At 63.9% G+C, this 15,963-nt stretch carries 19 protein-coding genes; 3 read left to right on the plus strand and 16 right to left on the minus strand.

The window, feature by feature from the left end; all coding sequences use genetic code 11:
• Positions 1-941: acyl-CoA dehydrogenase family protein (locus J3S28_RS25275; RefSeq protein ID WP_207843722.1), on the minus strand; the 941-nt coding region annotated here is incomplete at its 3' end.
• A 97-nt stretch (positions 942-1,038) separates the two neighbouring features.
• Between J3S28_RS25275 and J3S28_RS25280 the strand changes: the two genes are divergently transcribed.
• Entirely contained in the window at positions 1,039-1,710 is a 672-nt protein-coding gene (locus J3S28_RS25280) for a TetR/AcrR family transcriptional regulator (RefSeq protein ID WP_207843723.1), read from the plus strand.
• Between the two features lie 179 nt (positions 1,711-1,889).
• Here J3S28_RS25280 and J3S28_RS25285 read toward each other — a convergent pair whose 3' ends face one another.
• Positions 1,890-2,300, minus strand: a complete 411-nt coding sequence (locus J3S28_RS25285) for a RidA family protein (RefSeq protein WP_207843724.1) — start codon at positions 2,298-2,300, stop codon at positions 1,890-1,892.
• 79 nt (positions 2,301-2,379) lie between these two features.
• Here J3S28_RS25285 and J3S28_RS25290 point away from each other — a divergent pair, with 79 nt between their 5' ends.
• Positions 2,380-2,760, plus strand: a complete 381-nt coding sequence (locus J3S28_RS25290; protein ID WP_207843725.1) for a winged helix-turn-helix transcriptional regulator — start codon at positions 2,380-2,382, stop codon at positions 2,758-2,760.
• A gap of 757 nt (positions 2,761-3,517) precedes the next feature.
• Positions 3,518-4,387, plus strand: a complete 870-nt coding sequence (locus tag J3S28_RS25295) for a cutinase family protein (RefSeq protein WP_207843726.1) — start codon at positions 3,518-3,520, stop codon at positions 4,385-4,387.
• A 63-nt stretch (positions 4,388-4,450) separates the two neighbouring features.
• On the opposite strand, the gene J3S28_RS25300 is transcribed toward J3S28_RS25295, so the two are convergent.
• The 14 genes from J3S28_RS25300 to J3S28_RS25365 all read right to left on the minus strand — a co-directional run bounded on the left by J3S28_RS25300 (position 4,451) and on the right by J3S28_RS25365 (position 15,911).
• A complete protein-coding gene (locus J3S28_RS25300; protein ID WP_207843727.1) occupies positions 4,451-4,702 on the minus strand; it encodes a hypothetical protein in 252 nt (83 codons plus the stop codon).
• A gap of 59 nt (positions 4,703-4,761) precedes the next feature.
• Positions 4,762-5,616 carry an ABC transporter permease gene (locus J3S28_RS25305; protein WP_207843728.1) on the minus strand — a complete coding sequence of 285 codons (855 nt, stop codon included), beginning with the start codon at positions 5,614-5,616 and terminating at the stop codon, positions 4,762-4,764.
• Positions 5,613-6,512 carry an ABC transporter ATP-binding protein gene (locus J3S28_RS25310; protein WP_237342116.1) on the minus strand — a complete coding sequence of 300 codons (900 nt, stop codon included), beginning with the start codon at positions 6,510-6,512 and terminating at the stop codon, positions 5,613-5,615. The genes J3S28_RS25305 and J3S28_RS25310 overlap by 4 nt, the downstream gene beginning before the upstream one ends.
• Before the next feature lie 8 nt (positions 6,513-6,520).
• Positions 6,521-7,453 carry a phosphotransferase gene (locus J3S28_RS25315; RefSeq protein WP_207843729.1) on the minus strand — a complete coding sequence of 311 codons (933 nt, stop codon included), beginning with the start codon at positions 7,451-7,453 and terminating at the stop codon, positions 6,521-6,523.
• Complete coding sequence (locus J3S28_RS25320) at positions 7,450-8,064, minus strand: flavoprotein (RefSeq protein WP_207843730.1); 615 nt, start codon at positions 8,062-8,064, stop codon at positions 7,450-7,452. The genes J3S28_RS25315 and J3S28_RS25320 overlap by 4 nt, the downstream gene beginning before the upstream one ends.
• On the minus strand, positions 8,061-9,059 hold the full coding sequence (locus J3S28_RS25325) for an LLM class flavin-dependent oxidoreductase (RefSeq protein ID WP_207843731.1): 999 nt from the start codon (positions 9,057-9,059) through the stop codon (positions 8,061-8,063). Before J3S28_RS25325 ends, J3S28_RS25320 begins: the two co-directional genes overlap by 4 nt.
• 29 nt (positions 9,060-9,088) lie before the next feature.
• Positions 9,089-10,237, minus strand: coding sequence for an insulinase family protein (locus tag J3S28_RS25330; protein WP_207843732.1), 1,149 nt, complete (start codon positions 10,235-10,237; stop codon positions 9,089-9,091).
• Positions 10,234-11,466, minus strand: a complete 1,233-nt coding sequence (locus tag J3S28_RS25335) for an insulinase family protein (RefSeq protein WP_207843733.1) — start codon at positions 11,464-11,466, stop codon at positions 10,234-10,236. Before J3S28_RS25335 ends, J3S28_RS25330 begins: the two co-directional genes overlap by 4 nt.
• A gap of 114 nt (positions 11,467-11,580) precedes the next feature.
• Complete coding sequence (locus J3S28_RS25340; protein ID WP_084890435.1) at positions 11,581-11,787, minus strand: hypothetical protein; 207 nt, start codon at positions 11,785-11,787, stop codon at positions 11,581-11,583.
• An 86-nt stretch (positions 11,788-11,873) separates the two neighbouring features.
• On the minus strand, positions 11,874-12,077 hold the full coding sequence (locus tag J3S28_RS25345) for a hypothetical protein (protein ID WP_143695038.1): 204 nt from the start codon (positions 12,075-12,077) through the stop codon (positions 11,874-11,876).
• 84 nt (positions 12,078-12,161) lie between these two features.
• Entirely contained in the window at positions 12,162-13,142 is a 981-nt protein-coding gene (locus J3S28_RS25350; RefSeq protein WP_207843734.1) for a T3SS effector HopA1 family protein, read from the minus strand.
• Positions 13,139-14,230, minus strand: coding sequence for a phosphotransferase (locus J3S28_RS25355; protein WP_207843735.1), 1,092 nt, complete (start codon positions 14,228-14,230; stop codon positions 13,139-13,141). The genes J3S28_RS25350 and J3S28_RS25355 overlap by 4 nt, the downstream gene beginning before the upstream one ends.
• A complete protein-coding gene (locus J3S28_RS25360) occupies positions 14,227-14,967 on the minus strand; it encodes a class I SAM-dependent methyltransferase (RefSeq protein WP_207843736.1) in 741 nt (246 codons plus the stop codon). Before J3S28_RS25360 ends, J3S28_RS25355 begins: the two co-directional genes overlap by 4 nt.
• Positions 14,968-15,275: 308 nt before the next feature.
• On the minus strand, positions 15,276-15,911 hold the full coding sequence (locus J3S28_RS25365; protein ID WP_207843737.1) for a TetR/AcrR family transcriptional regulator: 636 nt from the start codon (positions 15,909-15,911) through the stop codon (positions 15,276-15,278).
• Positions 15,912-15,963: the final 52 nt, after the last annotated feature.

Consider the following 15,963-nt stretch of genomic DNA (forward strand, 5'->3'; position numbering starts at 1 on the left):
CGCTCAGCCCGCGCCGCCGAGGTGTACACCATCAGACGAGCAGCCTCGATCTTCATCGCCATATCCGCGATCATGAACTCCACACCCTGAAACGAGCTGATCGACTTCCCGAACTGCTTACGATCCTTCACGTACGCAATCGTCTGATCCAGCGCCCCCTGGGCAATACCGATCGCCTGCGCACCGATCGTCGGACGCGTGTGATCCAACGTCTCCAGAGCCGTCTTGAACCCGGTGCCCGGTGCGCCGATGATCCGATCACCCGGGATCGTGCAGTTCTCGAAATACAACTCCGCAGTCGGCGAACCCTTGATCCCCAGCTTCTTCTCCAACGGCCCGACCGTGAACCCCGGATCGTCCTTGTGCACCATGAACGACGAGATCCCGTTCGCACCCTTGTCCGGATCGGTCACCGCCATCACCGTGTACCAGGTCGACTTGCCACCATTGGTGATCCAGCACTTGCTGCCGTTGAGCACCCAGGTGTCACCGTCCTGCTTCGCCCGGGTCTTCATCGACGCCGCATCCGAACCGGCCTCACGCTCGGACAACGCATACGACGCCATCGCCTCACCCGAAGCGATCGAGGGCAGCACCTGCTGCTTCAGCTCGTCCGAGCCCTTCAGGATCAAACCCATCGTGCCGAGCTTGTTCACCGCCGGGATCAGCGACGCCGACGCATCCACCCGCGCGACCTCCTCGATCACGATGCACGCCGCCACCGAATCGCCACCCTGCCCATCGAACTCCTCGGGCACATGGATCGCGTTGAACCCCGAAGCGGTCAACGCCGCCAAGGCCTCATCGGGAAACCGCGAATTCTCATCCACATCAGCCGCGTACGGCTCGATCTCCTTCTCCGACAGCGCGCGAATCGCCGCACGCAACTCATCGTGCTCCTCACCGAGCTTGAACAAATCGAAATCGGGGTTGCCGGCCATATGATGTGCTCCCTGGTTGCCTACTGTTTCGAACGCCTTGGTGGTACTCAGTACCATAGTATCGGTACTGAGTACCGTTGTCACCAGAGGAGGTCCGATGCCCGATCAGGAACCGGTTCGCGAGCGCCTGGTGAAAGGAGCGCTCGAACTCTTCGAGGAGCGTGGCTATGACGCAACCAGCGTTGGCGACGTCGCTGCGCGTGCCCAGGTCGGTCGTACGACGTTGTTCCGTTATTTCGGCTCCAAAGAAGCGCTGGTGTTTCCCGATCACGACCTGCTGATGCAGCAGTGTCAGGACAGACTCTCGGCAGCGGGTCCGTCATCAATGTCGGTCGCCGTCACCGACTGCGCGCGTATTGTGCTCGACCACTACCTGGCCGAGGACAAGCTGGCACGATCCCGATACCGCCTGACCAGTTCCGTCCCGGCGCTTCGGGATCACGAGATCGCCACCGTCTCAAGGTATGTCCGGCTGTTCACGAAGTATCTGCAGTCGGCCTCACCTGATGATGCGGCCGGCCAGCTTCGTGCAGAGCTCTTTTCGCACGCGGTGGTCGCCGCCCACAACCACGTCCTGCGTCGCTGGCTCCGAGGCGAGATCAACGACGCTCGGCACGAACTGACAACAGCGATGGAGACCGCTCAAGTCCTACTGCGTCCGAGCGACGATCTCGATTCGTCGTCAGCGGTGGTGATCCTGTCGACCAATCGGTCAATCGAGTCACTGCTCCCGCAGCTGCGTCAGGCTCTTGACGACTTGGAAACTTAGTTCACGTCGGTAGTAGCAAATGCAGACAACAGGCTTCTGCGCTGACTGGATTTAGCGCAGTACTCCCGAGCAAGCTCACAGTTGCGAATCGACCGCCCGGACGACGTCTGCCGGCTGAGCACGAGCGGTGAGACCCCGACCCTCCGCAACCGGGTCGGGGTCTCCTCGTTCGGCAATGGTCAGTCGAGGATCGCTGTGGCCTCGACTTCCACGAGCACATCGGGTTCGAAGAGATAGTCGACTCCGATCAACGAAGCTGGTGGCATCGGAAGCGCGAGTCCGATCTCATCGGCGACACGTTCGACGCCGGCCATGAACTCTCCGATCTTCTCCGGCGTCCAGTGTGTGACGTAGAACGTCAGTCGCAGGACGTCGCTGAACGTGGCTCCTGCGCCGGCCAGCCCTGTCGCCGTGTTGCGCAGCGCCTGCTCGACCTGTCCTGCCAGGTCGCCTGAAGCGACGGGTGAACCATCGGCCAGGCGGGCGATCTGCCCGCTGACGTGCACGTGGCGCGATCCCGTGCCCACTGCGACGTGGTGGTATGGCGTGGGTTGTGTCATGCCATCGGGGGTCGAGTAATTGACGGGCACGCTGTTCTCCTTGGTGTGTTCCAGTAGGTATATCGTTGATACCTGGTACACAAAGGGCACTTCAAGGAGACGTGGTTTCATGACCGATACCCCCGGCACGGCGGTCGAGCTGACCATCAGCGCGCCACACCGCGAGTTACTCGATCAAGTGCTCGACAAGTGGTCTTTGGCGGTGCTCAACGAACTCTGCGAGCGCCCCTGCCGGTTCAACAACCTGCGACGGGCGATCCCGACCGTCACTCAGAAGTCGCTGACCGCAACACTCCGCAAGCTCGAACGGAACGGGATCATCGAGAGGGTGCTGCTGAGTTCACGCCCGGTCGCGGTCGAGTATCGGATCACCCCGCTGGGCAAAACACTCCGGCCGCCGATCGACGTGATCCTGCACTGGGCAACCGTGCACATGCCGGCCATCGAACGCGCTCGCGAAAGTTTTGACGCTGCCGAGGACGGCGCATAGCCGCTGCTGCTCAGACTCGGGGGTGCCCTAGAGACCGCTATGCCCCGCCTCTGTCACAGAGTGCGGGGCATAGCAGTGTCGTTCGCGTCAGCGAAGCGTCAGCCGAGCAGACCGCTCAGGGACTCTGCGTTGTCAATGAGGAACTGAAAGATGTCGAGCAAAGCGATTTCGAAGGTCGAAGTCATCGTAGATACCTTTCGTGTGTTCGTATTGTTCCGCAGCCGAGGTCGACAACGGTCGAGGACGGCCAGGCCCTACAGCAGGCCCTGCGTCATCGGAACCGATTGTGGCACTTTTTCGTTCGCCGTGCATGCAGCTGCCTCACAAACACGACCCGACCTGACCTGAGCGAATTATGTTGTTAGACAATGTATTAACTATTCATGTATCGACCGGTACACCGAAATGAGACCTCCAGTGTGCCTACTCTTGGCGAAGACGTCACCTCTACGTCATACAACGTTCGCCGCGCCGTGGGGTGCGAAGCAACGCATTTCCGCGACTGCCGCGGAGTAGTGGAGCTGTTCGTCCGGACACCTGTTCGCCCGGTGTTCACATCGCGGTACCGATCAATCATTCATCGAGCAACAGTCGCCGCCTACCGTGACCACCAGCAAGACACGATCGTGAAGACAGATGCGATTGCCGACTGCGTGTCAGTCGATTCCCAGTCATTCGTTCGCCTTCTGGAGGCCCCGTTTTGTATAGATCAGCGATCGCTGCCGCATGCCTCAGTGTCGCCGCGGCCGGAACTCTGGTGAGCACGTCGATGTCGGCCGCAACGCCGGCCGCACAAGGTTCATGCCCCGAGCAGGTCACGTTCGCAGTAGGCGGCACCGGAGACACCCATTCGCAACACGTTCCGGGCGTTCCGGCAGGCCCACGCGAGAACATCGACTATCCCGCGTCCATTCGACCGATCGGCGTGGTCACCGGCAACGAGTCGATCTTGGTCGGCACCGATGAGCTCGACTCACGAGCACGGTCTTACCGCACCCGCTGCCCAGACACCCACATCAATGCCCAGGGATACAGCCTGGGGGCCGTTGTGGTCGGGGCAGTCTGCGACCGATGGCAGATCGACACCGTGATGAGCCACAACACCGAGTGCACCACCGTCGGCAACCCCAGCCGCCCCCAGCGAGATGGGACGTCCGGCATCTTGGGACAGATCCCACCGATCGTGCCCGGATTGGCGGTCGACCGACAGAAAAATTCCGGCCCGATTCCTGTCACCGACGTCTGCAACTCGAACGACATCATCTGCAACGCACCCAATCCCGTCGTCAACCCGCTCGAGTTCGCCAACGGAATCCTCGGCTACTACGAGGGCGACCATGGCTACGCCCAACCCATTCCGAACAACCCTGGTGACTACGTGTACTACCAGCAGCCCCGCATCGAAGGTGCGCGGCCGACGACACCCGCACTGCAGTCTCTACCTACCGTCCCGGCTGTCCTTGATGCCGTCGAACAGGGGCACTGGCCTGCGCCCGCCGACACCATCTCGCCGACCATGGACTCCCCAAATCCGACCGCACCGCACGTTCCCTGGGCTCCGCCGGAACTCGTCGACGCCGCATTCCGCGTAGCCGCCGCGTTGGCAGCAAACGTCATCGACGAATAGACCTCACCCGGACTCTGATCGTCACGCCGGGCCATGATCTGGTCCCGGCGTGACGATCGGGCGCTACTTCTTGAGCAGTGACGCCAGGTGGGTCGCCGACTTCAGTCCGAGTCGTGGTTCTGCCTTACGGATTTCCGCGATCGCATCGACCTGCTTGTTCGGCGGGATGCCGGCGGCTTGAAGCACTCCCTCGGCCCAGGTGATCGCGCGGTTGATCGCTTCGGTAGCGTCGGGACCCTGCCCGGTTCCGAAGACCTCCACGATTTCTTCCCGAGGGTTGCGGTGGTCACCGACGATCAGGTTTTTCAACGACATCGTGTCTCCTTCGTGTTGGTAGACATGCGATCTGCACGTCAGATCTGAATATCGGGTGTTCAGTAGCCCCGCGCGGCTCGTCGTTGCGCGAGAGCTTCGAGTCGGGCACCCGATTGGCGGCGGGTCATCACCCGCAACGCCCGCGGCGCGAGGATGAGACCCAGCGCCGCCCATGCCACGGGTACTCCGATGGCCGTCACGGCCTGACCGGCACTGTCGAACGTGGTCCCAGGGACCAGCGTGACCCGTGACAACAATCCCAGCCAGTAGACCGGGAAAACCTTGATCGGCACCGTCAGCCAATCCGGCATCGATGCGATCGAGAAGAAGATGCCCGACACGGACATCAGGGCATACGCCACCAACGAGATCGGGAAGATCGCGAGCGGCGACTTGATCAGACTGCCGACCACCGAGCCCATGGGCACCGTCGCGAACAGGGTCAGCACCGCCACCCCGGTGAGTGCCGCCCAGCCCAGGATGGTCCCGGGGAGGATCGGTGCGACGAAGATGTCCGCCGGGATGAGCAGTAGCAGCGCGGTGACCACGCCGGTGACCCACAGACTCAACGTCTTTCCGACGAGGTAGCCCGCCAAACCGTAGGGCAGGGTCCGCACCCTGAGCATGGTCCCGTCGTCCTGTTCTGCGACGAGCTCACCGCAGATTCCCACGAATCCGCCGACGAACAGCGACGCCGCCGCGATCCCGGCCAACATGCCGGTGGCACCCTGACCGCCCAGGAAGTCGCTGACGTCGACGTTGAGGAAGACCACCACCAGCACCGCCGGGACGATGAGATGCCCCAGAGCGCTCGGCCGGGTGAAGCGGTTGATGATCTCGACCTTGGCCTGCAACGCACCGAATTTCAGGACCCTGAGCTGTGTGGAGCCCGGTGCCATCGTGGTGGCAGTCATCGCTGTACCTCCCCGTTGTCTTCACGCACGATCGAGAGATAGACCTGTTCGAGGGTGCCGCGGCGCACCTCCAGGTCCCAGGCGTGCTCGCTGCCGGTCACCAGGTCGCGAACCAGTGCATCCGAGTCGGCCACCGTCCGGCGTTGCGGGCCCTGCGCCGACATCCACGTGACGGTGCTGGTCGACGCCAGCGTCGACCGCAGTTCGGTCGGACTGCCATCGGCAACCACCTGACCGCGGTTGAGGATGATGATCCGCTCGCACATCTCTTCGGCCTCGTGCAGATTGTGGGTGGCCCAGATGATGGTGGTGCTCTGCGCCAGATTGTGGATGAGTTCGTAGAAGGACTGTCGTATCTCCGGATCGAAACCGGTTGTCGGTTCGTCGAGGAACAGTAGTTCCGGACGGCTGATGAGCGCCGCCGCCACGTCGACCCGCCGCCGCTGACCGCCCGACAGTGACCTGATCTGCTGACCGGCACGGTCCCCTAGTTCCACTGCCGCAAGCAGTTCGGGGACGGGCCAGAGGTCGGTCACCCCGGCGGCGCGATGGGCCGCACTCACGTACCGCAGAAAGTCGGCGACTTTCCAGGTCCCGTGATCCCGCCAGGCCTGCAACACCACGCCCAGCCGCGACCTCCATTGTTCCGGTGCGCTGTCGGGCTGGTGTCCGAGCACGGACACCTGACCGCCGGACGGACGGCGCATGCCTTCGAGGATCTCGATCAGGGTGGATTTGCCTGCGCCGTTGGGCCCCAGTACCGCCACCTTCTGCCCGGCCGGTATGTCGAACGTCAGATCATCGAGAACATCCGTTGTCCCGTACCGCATTCGGAGGCCGTCAACGCGGATCGCGGCGGCGCCCTTCGCCACGGAGTCGATCATGTCTGCTGTCATCGAGCTGCTCATGGTGGTGTCCCATCGGTGGCTTGATGTTGGTGCTCGGCCGGTGGCTGCCCGCGCTCGAGCAGCCATGTCACGAAAGGCGCCAGCGTGGCGCAGTGTGCGGTACTTGCGGTGGTGACGGAGAAGTCGATCATGTGCAGTGCGATACGCGCGGCGGCCACGGCGCCGAGTACCGCCTGATCCAAGACGCGATCAGACTCCGAGCTGTAGCCCGCGATCAATGCCTCGGCCGCCCGAGGGTACGCGTCCGGGTGATCACACCCGTTCGCTCGCGCCGTGAACTCGAACTCCGTCAGCTCCCCGACCATCCACCCCAGATCCAATTCCGGTGATCCCGAGCAGATCTCAGGTCCGATGACCACTTCTACGAATGTGTGATCCGAATCCGCGACAACGGACCCCAGGCTGAATCCGCCATGGCACAGCACAGCCGTGCCCCGCTCGGCGGCGGCGTCGGCCACGGACTGCAGACGCGCAACCGCTTTCGGCGACAGCCATCCGACGGCGGCAGCAGCTGGGCCGGCGGGCTCGGCAAGGTAGCGGCGCAGCCGTTCTACGTGCGGACTGACGTCACCGATGGGCGGCGGAGCACTCCGGTGCAGGGTTGCCAGCAGGCGCCCGAGGTCCGTCATGGTCGACAGTCCGGCGCCCCCGGGCAGAAAGGCCGGTGCCACCTGCGGCCACAACTGCGTGGCGAGTTGTTCGTCGCCTCGCAACGAACACCGTTGCGAATCACTCGATGTCGACGCGGACGTCCACACGAGGTGAACCTGCCCGGACGGCGCCACCGGCGGTGTCACCGCCTGCGAAGCCCGATCACGCGTGGCGTCGCGGTACGTCCTGGTCAGCACGAACCCGTCCTCGTCGCGCGCCAGTTGCTGCCACCACACCGCGGTGTCGAATTCCCAGACGATCGTCTGCGCGGCGGTCATGCTGTTTCTGCCTTGGTTGTCACACTCGATACCAGTGCGCCCGACAGTGCCTGCGCAGCAGCGGGGAACAGTACGGGTGGCAGCCCCTCGAGAGCTGGGTCGCTCACGCTGAAACCCTTCATCGGTGGCAGCAACTCGACGTTCGGTCGCAGTGCCAGCGCCGTGCAGTACTGCTTCCACACAGGTGTTCTCGTGAATCCGGGTGGCGCCGACGCCGCGACCACCACCGGGGCGAGACTTCCCTGGATGGCCAGCATCGCCGGTGAGTCGCAGAGGCCCGCCGACAATCTGGACACGAAATGCATGGTGGCCGGGTGGACGAGGTACCCGTCGGCCCACTGCCCGAGTTCGACGTGCACGGGACGTTGCTCGTTGTCCGACCACGTGTCGATCAGGGGCTCGTAGCCGAATCCGCGGATCGTGCCCAGTCCGACGAACTGGAGGGCCGACGGGGTCAGCACCACGCGGATCTCGGTGCTCGGTGACGTCGAACTCAGCCAGCCCAGCCACGAATGCAGAAACGACGCCCCGAGGGCCCCGGTGGCCATGACGACGATTCGGCGGTCGGCAAGGCCTTCGATGGAATAGGTACTCGGATCCGACTCGGTCATCGGGCCGCCACCGCCTCGGTCCGGGTCGACATCACATAGGGCACCGCGCTTTCCGGCAACACCAGAGACGCAGCGGACTTCGCGTCCGCCACCGCGAGAATCTCTTCGAGGTCGTCGACCGCGTGTCCGGCACCGTACATCTTGGATACCCCGAACACATTGAGTACCACTTCGTCGACCCCGCGTTCCTGTAGGCGGGTCATCGCAGCGACGATCTCGTCGGCCGACCCGTACAGGTACGTATTCGACGACACCAGCTCGCCGGCGCCTGCCCACGGATCCGCCGGGTCAGCCGGGATGCCTGCCGATCGGAGCATGGCCGTGTAGTGGGGTGCGGCCAGGTGCGCACCGACCGCGGCGTGGGCAAGCTGTCTCGGGTCGCGGCCGGGGCGACGAACAGCAGCGTGGACCACGCTCGCGACTCGCGGCGCGGGCCGCATCGACTCGGCTGCTGCCGAACGCATCTCCGGGATCAGGGTGTGCTCGAGGTACTCCTCGGGCGTCAGCCACGTGATGGCCCACTCTGCCTTGCCGCCTGCGCATCTGGCCATGCTCGGCCGCAGGACACCGAGGCCGGTCTCCACCGACCCGAACAGTTTGTCGACGCGTTCAGGCCCGTCGGCGGGCCCGGTTTGCAGCGGGCGCGGAATGATGGTCTTCACCTGGTCCAGGAATTCACCTGCCTGACGAACAGGAGCTTTCATCGGGGCACCGAAGACAGCGCGCTGGAACGCAGTACTACCCGGACCGACGCCGGCGACGTAGGTCTGCCCGGTCAACCGCCCGATCGATTGGGCCTGTACGGCGAATCCATGGGAGTGGAACAAGGGATAGAGCGCCACCGCACTGCCGAACGGCAGGGCGTAACCCCGCCCGGCCAGTCCAGCCATCGTCAGATGCGAATCGACGGTCGATGAGTGGCCGAACCACAGTCGGTGCCCGCCGCGGCGTGCCGCTTCCGCGTAGGGGATCACCGGTCCGATGGCAGTTGGCATCTCGGGATAGAAGACTCCGATGTTCGAGTTCACAATTCGACCCACTTTCCGTTACAGGGATTGGGTGACATCACCAGCGCGTGGAATCCGGTCGGCCGGTAGAGGTCGTGAAGGGTTCGAGAGATCGCCGTGCCGGCGCTCGCGCACAGCTCGGCGGGTGTCCTGCTGGTGTCGAGGGCAGACGGGAGCGAGCCTTCGAGCACCGCTGCCCGTTCGTCCGCAGCACCTTGCATATGGTCCCGGTCCACGATGGTGCGGCCACGGAGGTAGCTCGCCGCGGCCAGCATGGTGCTGTCCGACAGGGGTTCTGCCGAGAACGTCTCCAGCGCAGTGCGGATGGCCGCGTCGCAGCTGCTTTCGTCGCCGGGGGTGGTCTGCACGTCGATGACCAGTAGGTGTCGGCCATCGCGATGTAGGAGGGTCGACTGCGGGCTGTAGCTCAGGCCGCGTTCCCGGCGCACCAGGTCCACCAGGAGCGAGCCGTGCACACCGCCGAATGCGACGTTCACCAGACTCCGGGCGAGCTGTTCGGATCCGTCGGCCGGCGGGGTCAGGAAGCGGTACCAGCGAACCCAGGACGACCGCACGGGAACGCGGGCCCACCGTCGGGTCGCCACCGGCTCTGGGATCGTCTCCGGGGCCGCAGACTCTTCTGGGCGGGCAAGGGGCGGTTGGTCGTCAACGCCGGTGGACAGCGCACGACAGATCTTGTCCCGCGCGGCATCCAGATCTCCTGTGTTGCCCCCACCGGATACGACGACATCGAAGACGAGAGTCGGGAGCAATGCCGCAAGCCGGCCTTCGCGCTGCGGTCCGGCACTGTCGTCGACGCTGTCGAAGGTGAGGGCCGTGATCAATTCGGCCGGTGACGTCGGGGGCTGAGCGCCGGCCACGGGTGTGGAATGCAGACGCTCACGCCACGTGGTCAAAGACGTTGCCAAGATGTCGATGTCCCACTCTCGGGCCCGGCTGGTGCAGGTGACAACGATGCCCTCGGGTCCGGCGACTGCACGCCCCGCGTGCAGCCCGACTTCATGCAGGGCCAGTGTCATCGCCCGTGCCAGTCGCGTCCGGTCGGCCCAGTCGACCGCAGGGCGGGCGACGAGCGCGACGTACAGGAGGTCGGTTCCACCGCGGCGCGGTATATCGGGGGCGGCAACAGCTTCGGTGGTCGTCATGCCGGCACCTCCGCTCGGTGCACCGCGGACCGCAGCATGGCGACAGGGGTGTGTGCGACGCGGTGGAGGTAGGCCTCGACATCTGGGGCCGAGACCAGCTCGACGTTCCTACGCCGCTCGAGTGTGTCGAGACCGAACACGGTGTCGCGAGCCAGCAGCGCGGAGAAGGTCGCCGTACTCGACAGCGTCTTGTCGATCCCGTCGAGCGCCTTCGCGACAGCCCGATCCAGCAGGCGACGATCCGCACCGGCGAGGTCCCGTGGGAACCGGGCGACCGGACCGCCGGCGCTCGGACCACTGCCGATCAGAATGTTCCGGTCAGGGCCCATCGTGGGACCGAAAAGCCCGAGTTGCCAGTGCGTTCGGTTCTGGACCAGGTTCGCCCACTCGACGGCGACGATGGCAGCCGCATCGGTCGCTTCCCTGTTGATGGAGGAGCTGCCGGCAACATATTGCACCGACGCGTGCATGGGGATCAGTGTGGCCACACTGCCGTGCACGTCGTGTGGGCCGTCGAGCACACCCACCATTCCATCGTCCTCGGTGTCGTCGGCCCCAGCGGCGCCACCGACAGCGTCGATCACATCGTGGGGTTCCCACGGGCCGACCACGGCGACGGAGTGATGGCTCCGGCGATAGGTCCGGTCCCAGAACTGCTCGACACCGTCCACCGATGCCGCCTCGAGGTCCGTCAGATCAGAGAACCCGTTGTGCCGCAGCCCATGGTCTGAGCTCAGTGCCGAGAGTGCGTCGATCCAGGGAAAGCCCGCGACCGGCGAAGACGACATCCGTAGCGCCACTTCTTGGCGAATGACCGCCTTCTCGCGATCGAGGTCGACGGGGGTGATCGGCGGCGACGTGGCGCGGCGGCGGGCGAGGTCGATCCAGTGCACCAGGTCCTGCCGCGCCGGAGCGGGGATCGCGAAACTGAATTCAGTGTGAAACGGGTATGTCTGGGCATTGGAGAGGCCACCGACTGCCAGGATGCAACCCTCCACGAGATGCCCGAACTGATCGCGGACGCTCTGATGCGCGAGATGCTCGGTCAAGTGGGCGAATCCGGCCTCACCCGGCTGCTCGTGGGCCGTCCCGACGGGTACGACGACGGTGACACCAAGGGTGCGTGCGCCGGGGATCCGGCCCACGGAAAGTTTGTTGCGACCGATGGTTCCGCGACTCACCGACAGCTCGGTCGCCGCGATGGGCGTCATGATCTGGCTGGTCGTCATCGTTCACCTGTCCGTCCTCGTGGGTGCCGACTGGATCGATCACGGTGTGCTTGCGCTCCCGGGGATTGCCGCGGGGGCACCGTGACGCCCCCGCGGCAACGCTGTCAGGTCAGCTCAGCAGCCGGCCCCGATGGTGATGCTGGTGCTGGTGACGACTCCGGCGCTCGCGCCGATCGAGAACGCTGCGCACTCCGGGCTCGATGCCGTCGCGAAGACGGAGATCGGGCTGATGCCGGGAGCGGACTCGACGCTCACCTGGGCGAGTTCTTCACCGCGTGCGTAGTTGCTGTAGCCGGAGATGAGTGACTGTGAGTTGGGCATACCATGTCCTTTGCTCGTGAATGCTGGTCAAGTGAAAGAGATTTGTTCGAACAAGTAGAGCTGTACTGCTGGGTGGTCGCGCGTGCTCAGCAACCCCAGGCGATGGTCGCCCCGACGCCGCCGGAGCTCACTACGCTCACGGCCGTGCCACATGCGGTCGACGACACACCGATGAAACTCAGAATGCCCGGCGTCGCGGACGGAGCTGTTTCACTCATCTCGGTCAACTCCGGTGCTGCCGCATAGCTACGGTAACCAGCCACCAACGATTGTGTAACCGTCTCTGACATGAAGGTCCTTCCTTTCGGTCGTTCGGTCATTGCTTCAATTCGAGGAGCGTGCCCCTCGCCTGGCCGGGTGCGGCCAAGACTTGTTCAGAGCACCGGAGAATCAAGATTGCGATACACCGCACCGGGATCGACGTTTGCGGTGATCAACGCTCGACGGATTGCTCTGTGAATCTGGGGGTCCGGCTCGGCGGCTTCGGCGACGATGGCCCGCGCGATCGTGTTGCTCCGATGTTCGCCAAAGCTCGTACCGCCACGCGGCGCCGCCGTGTCCACAGGTTCCCACGCCATCGACACACCGTTCGTGAGCTGATGCCCGAACAGGGACACTGGCGCATTCGGACGTTCGCTGCGCAGATGATCGGCGATCTCGCCGACCGCGTGCAGACTCTCCGATGGCAGGTAGACCACCATCGCGTCGTTTCGTGGGAATCCCGAACGCCGGGAGACGATCTTCACCCGCAGCGGAATCCCACGCTCCTCGACCCAGCCGATGAACGATGACCACACCTGCACTGCTTCCTCCGGATCACCGAGGTGGCGATACAGGCGCAGCAGACGCGAGGTGTGGCCGCCGCCGGCAGATGACGTGTAGAACATGAACCCTAGTGACAACCGGCTCTCCACCGACGGAACCGTCGCCACCGCGCTGTGCTCGCTCTCCGACAGAATCGCCGGTGGCTCGAAGAACACGCGAATACCGTTCAGGGACAGCACGAGACCGGATTTGCCCGGCGCCCGTTCGACCATCGTCAGCCGGGACTGCCGATGCTTGACCGGTGTCGCCTCGTATAGACGGTGTTCCAGTTCCGGGTCCTCGAGCAGCGCCGGGATGAACTCGCCGTCGCCGCCTGCGACCATGCCGGCGTGGTACGTGCGGTACAGGTGTCCGCCCAGATCACGATGCAACTCGGCTGTGGTCTGCGCGACGATCTCTGTTCCGTCCACCACGATCTCGCATCCTCGTGGACCGGAGACGGCGTGCCGGGTGATCCGCGAGACCAACCATTCGATGCCGGGGTCGAGCGTGCGCGTCAGAACAGGCTGTGTTGTGGCCGTCGTGGTCATGCTGCGTACCGCCCTTCGGTCAGGCCGAGGACCTCGGCGTAGTCCCCTCCGCCGAGAATGGCTTCTCGCCCGATACCTGCAAGCGCTCGGTCCAGAGCTGACAACCGTCCGAAGTACGTGCCTGCCGCCAGCGCCCGGTCGAACAACTGCCAGCCGAAGTACTGCACGCCACGTGCCACGAAATCGCTGGTGATGCCGGGCCGCTCGTCCCGGTAGGCCTCCCAGACGGTCCGTGCTGCGGGCATGGCTTCGGACAGGGCGGTGGTGCCGCGCTCTATGATCTCGTCATCGGTCACCGAACCCTCGTCCCCGCCGGCAAAAGAGGCCAGGCTCTTGCGAACCCGGTGATAGAAGACCTCACCCATCAGTGCGCCCACGTCTCGTGCGCCGTCCTCGAGCCGAAAGTCCTCCCAATCCAGGATCCAGTTGGCGGTTTCGGTCAGCAGGATCTGGTCGCCGCGGAGATCGCCGTGGATGGGCACACGCGGGGTGTCGACTTTCGCAAGGATGTTGAGCGCTTCTCGCAATTCGTTGTCCGACTGGATGATCCGCCACATGTCCAGCTGGCCCATGGTCGATCCATAGTACATCTGCAGGGAGATGGCGTTGGGCCCGTGGGGCGGAAAGAACGGATTGGTGTGGTCGGTCGCGTCCGCGTACTGCACGGGAAGATTGTGCAGTCCGGCGACGCACCGGCCGACGCGGGCGAGCGTCACCGCGTCCATCTCGTCGTCCCGGATCATTTTTCCTGCACTCTCACCGCCGGTGATGTACTCGTACACGACGGTGTGGGAGACGTCGTCTCGGGCCAACAGAGCCGGGGTCGACGTGTCCCGCGACGGATCGGACAGATCGAGCGACTCATGGAAGGACACGCTACGGAAGTAGCGTTCTGCCGCCCCCAGACCGGTCATCCTCTTGATGAAGACCACCTGGTTGTCACTGAATGTGATACTGCCGCTGATGTTTCGGCCGAGCAGCGGCTGTACATCCTCGACGTCGGATTCGGACCTGTCCAGCTTCGGGAAGATGTGCGAGACGGAATCGAGCAATTGTCGTTCTTGTTGCCGCAGAGGCGTCTTGGTCACTTCGCCTGCTCCTTGCGATAGAGCGACAGACACCTCGGACTGTCGGGCCCGAAAGGGGTGGTGCCCCAGTCGGCCCATCGCTCGGCCACGACCAAGCCGGCGATCCGCGCAACTGCGTCCATCTCGAGAGGAAAGAGGTAGCGCAGCACGTGCGTGTAGTTGAACTGGTCACCGTTTTGCAGCACCAGATTCTGCGAGATCAGCAGTTGACGAGTCGGTTCCACCACATACTGTTCCAACTGCGTGATCTCTTCGCTCAACTGCCTCATCTGCGCGTCGGGCTTGCGCAGTCCGTGATACTGATTCGGATTGAAGGTCTCGACGAGGAAGAAGCCGTCATCGGCCAGGGCCGCGGCCGCGTTGCGAAAGACCGCGATCTGCTCGTCCAGCGTCTTCGCGACGAACAGGGTGTTGATCATCAGCAGTACCGCGTCGAAGGTTCCCTCCGCGGGTTCGCCGATGAAGTCCTGCTCGACGACCTTGACCAGGCCCTCGGTGTCCTTCTCCTTCAGAATGGTGAGCATGTCGGTGGATATGTCCAGCCCAGTCACCTCAAACCCGCTCTGCGCCAACGGAAGAGCAATCCGTCCGGTACCCACACCGTATTCGAGCACACGAGTCCCAGCGGTCCTCGAATGCATGAAATCACACAACGTCGCGATGTCGTCGAAGAAGTCCGGATAGAGCAGATCGTAGATCTGGGCGATTCGGGATGGGTAGAGATTCTGTACAGACATGAGCAATTCCCTTCTCATACCGGTAGTTTGGCGTCTAGCGCGCAATAGCGGCGCGGGTGCGAGGCACCCTGCTGTATCGAAACTCTTGCTGTAAACCTTGGTTCGTTCCCGCTGCAACCGAGAGTATTGATGAATGCGCCGACCTTCAACGCGATGCCGCCTCTCACAGCCTTGTTCAGTCAGTGTTCACATCCACGCCACCAACCCGTTATCACCGTCGAGTCAAGCGGACCGAGCTTCCAATTAGGCTGCTACGCATCGCCGCAGGACGCAGTGGGATCAGAGCATCCGTTCGCCGCGGTATGAAGTCAGGTCAGCGCGGGTTGGTTCAGCGGGCGCCGCGACACCTCACGCGCTTCGGACTTGCTCAAGCCGAACATCGTGAGCAAGCTTGCGGCCAGATCATCTGCGACAGAATCGGTATCGAGCGAGGGGTCGTGTTCGAGCAGGTGGATGCACCCGAACAGCGCGCCCGCCGTGCAGGCCACAGCCATCGCCGTGTTGTCGATGTCGAGACGACCTGACGCGACGGCTGCCTCGAGATCGCGGTAGGCACGCGGCGCCAGCCCCTCTGGACTGTCCAGATAGCGGAAACCGACCTGAATCATCGTGTGGGCCACCTTGGGGTGCGACACCCTCATCCGAAGAGTCATTCGCACCCCGGCGGCGAAGACCTCTGCAGGATCGTCGAGTCCGGCGCACGCCTCGTCGAACAACCTGCCGTGGAGTTCGAGGACGGTGCTGATGGCGACCTCGAACAGCTCTGACTTACTGGCGAAATGGTTGTAGAACGACCCGAGCCCGACATCAGCGCGGTTGGTGATGTCTGAGATGCTCGCCTCGGTGCCCTGTGGAGTGGCCAGCAAATCGCAGGCCGCGTCGACGAGAGCTGCTCTGGTGCGCGCCTTGCGGCGCTCGAGGCGGGTCGCCGGGATTTCCTCCACTGGACCAGCCTAGACCATTCAGTTCTGAATCTGATTCCAACACTGAACGTCG

Origin of the sequence: Williamsia soli, assembly GCF_017377795.1 — a bacterium.
Lineage (GTDB): Bacteria > Actinomycetota > Actinomycetes > Mycobacteriales > Mycobacteriaceae > Williamsia > Williamsia soli.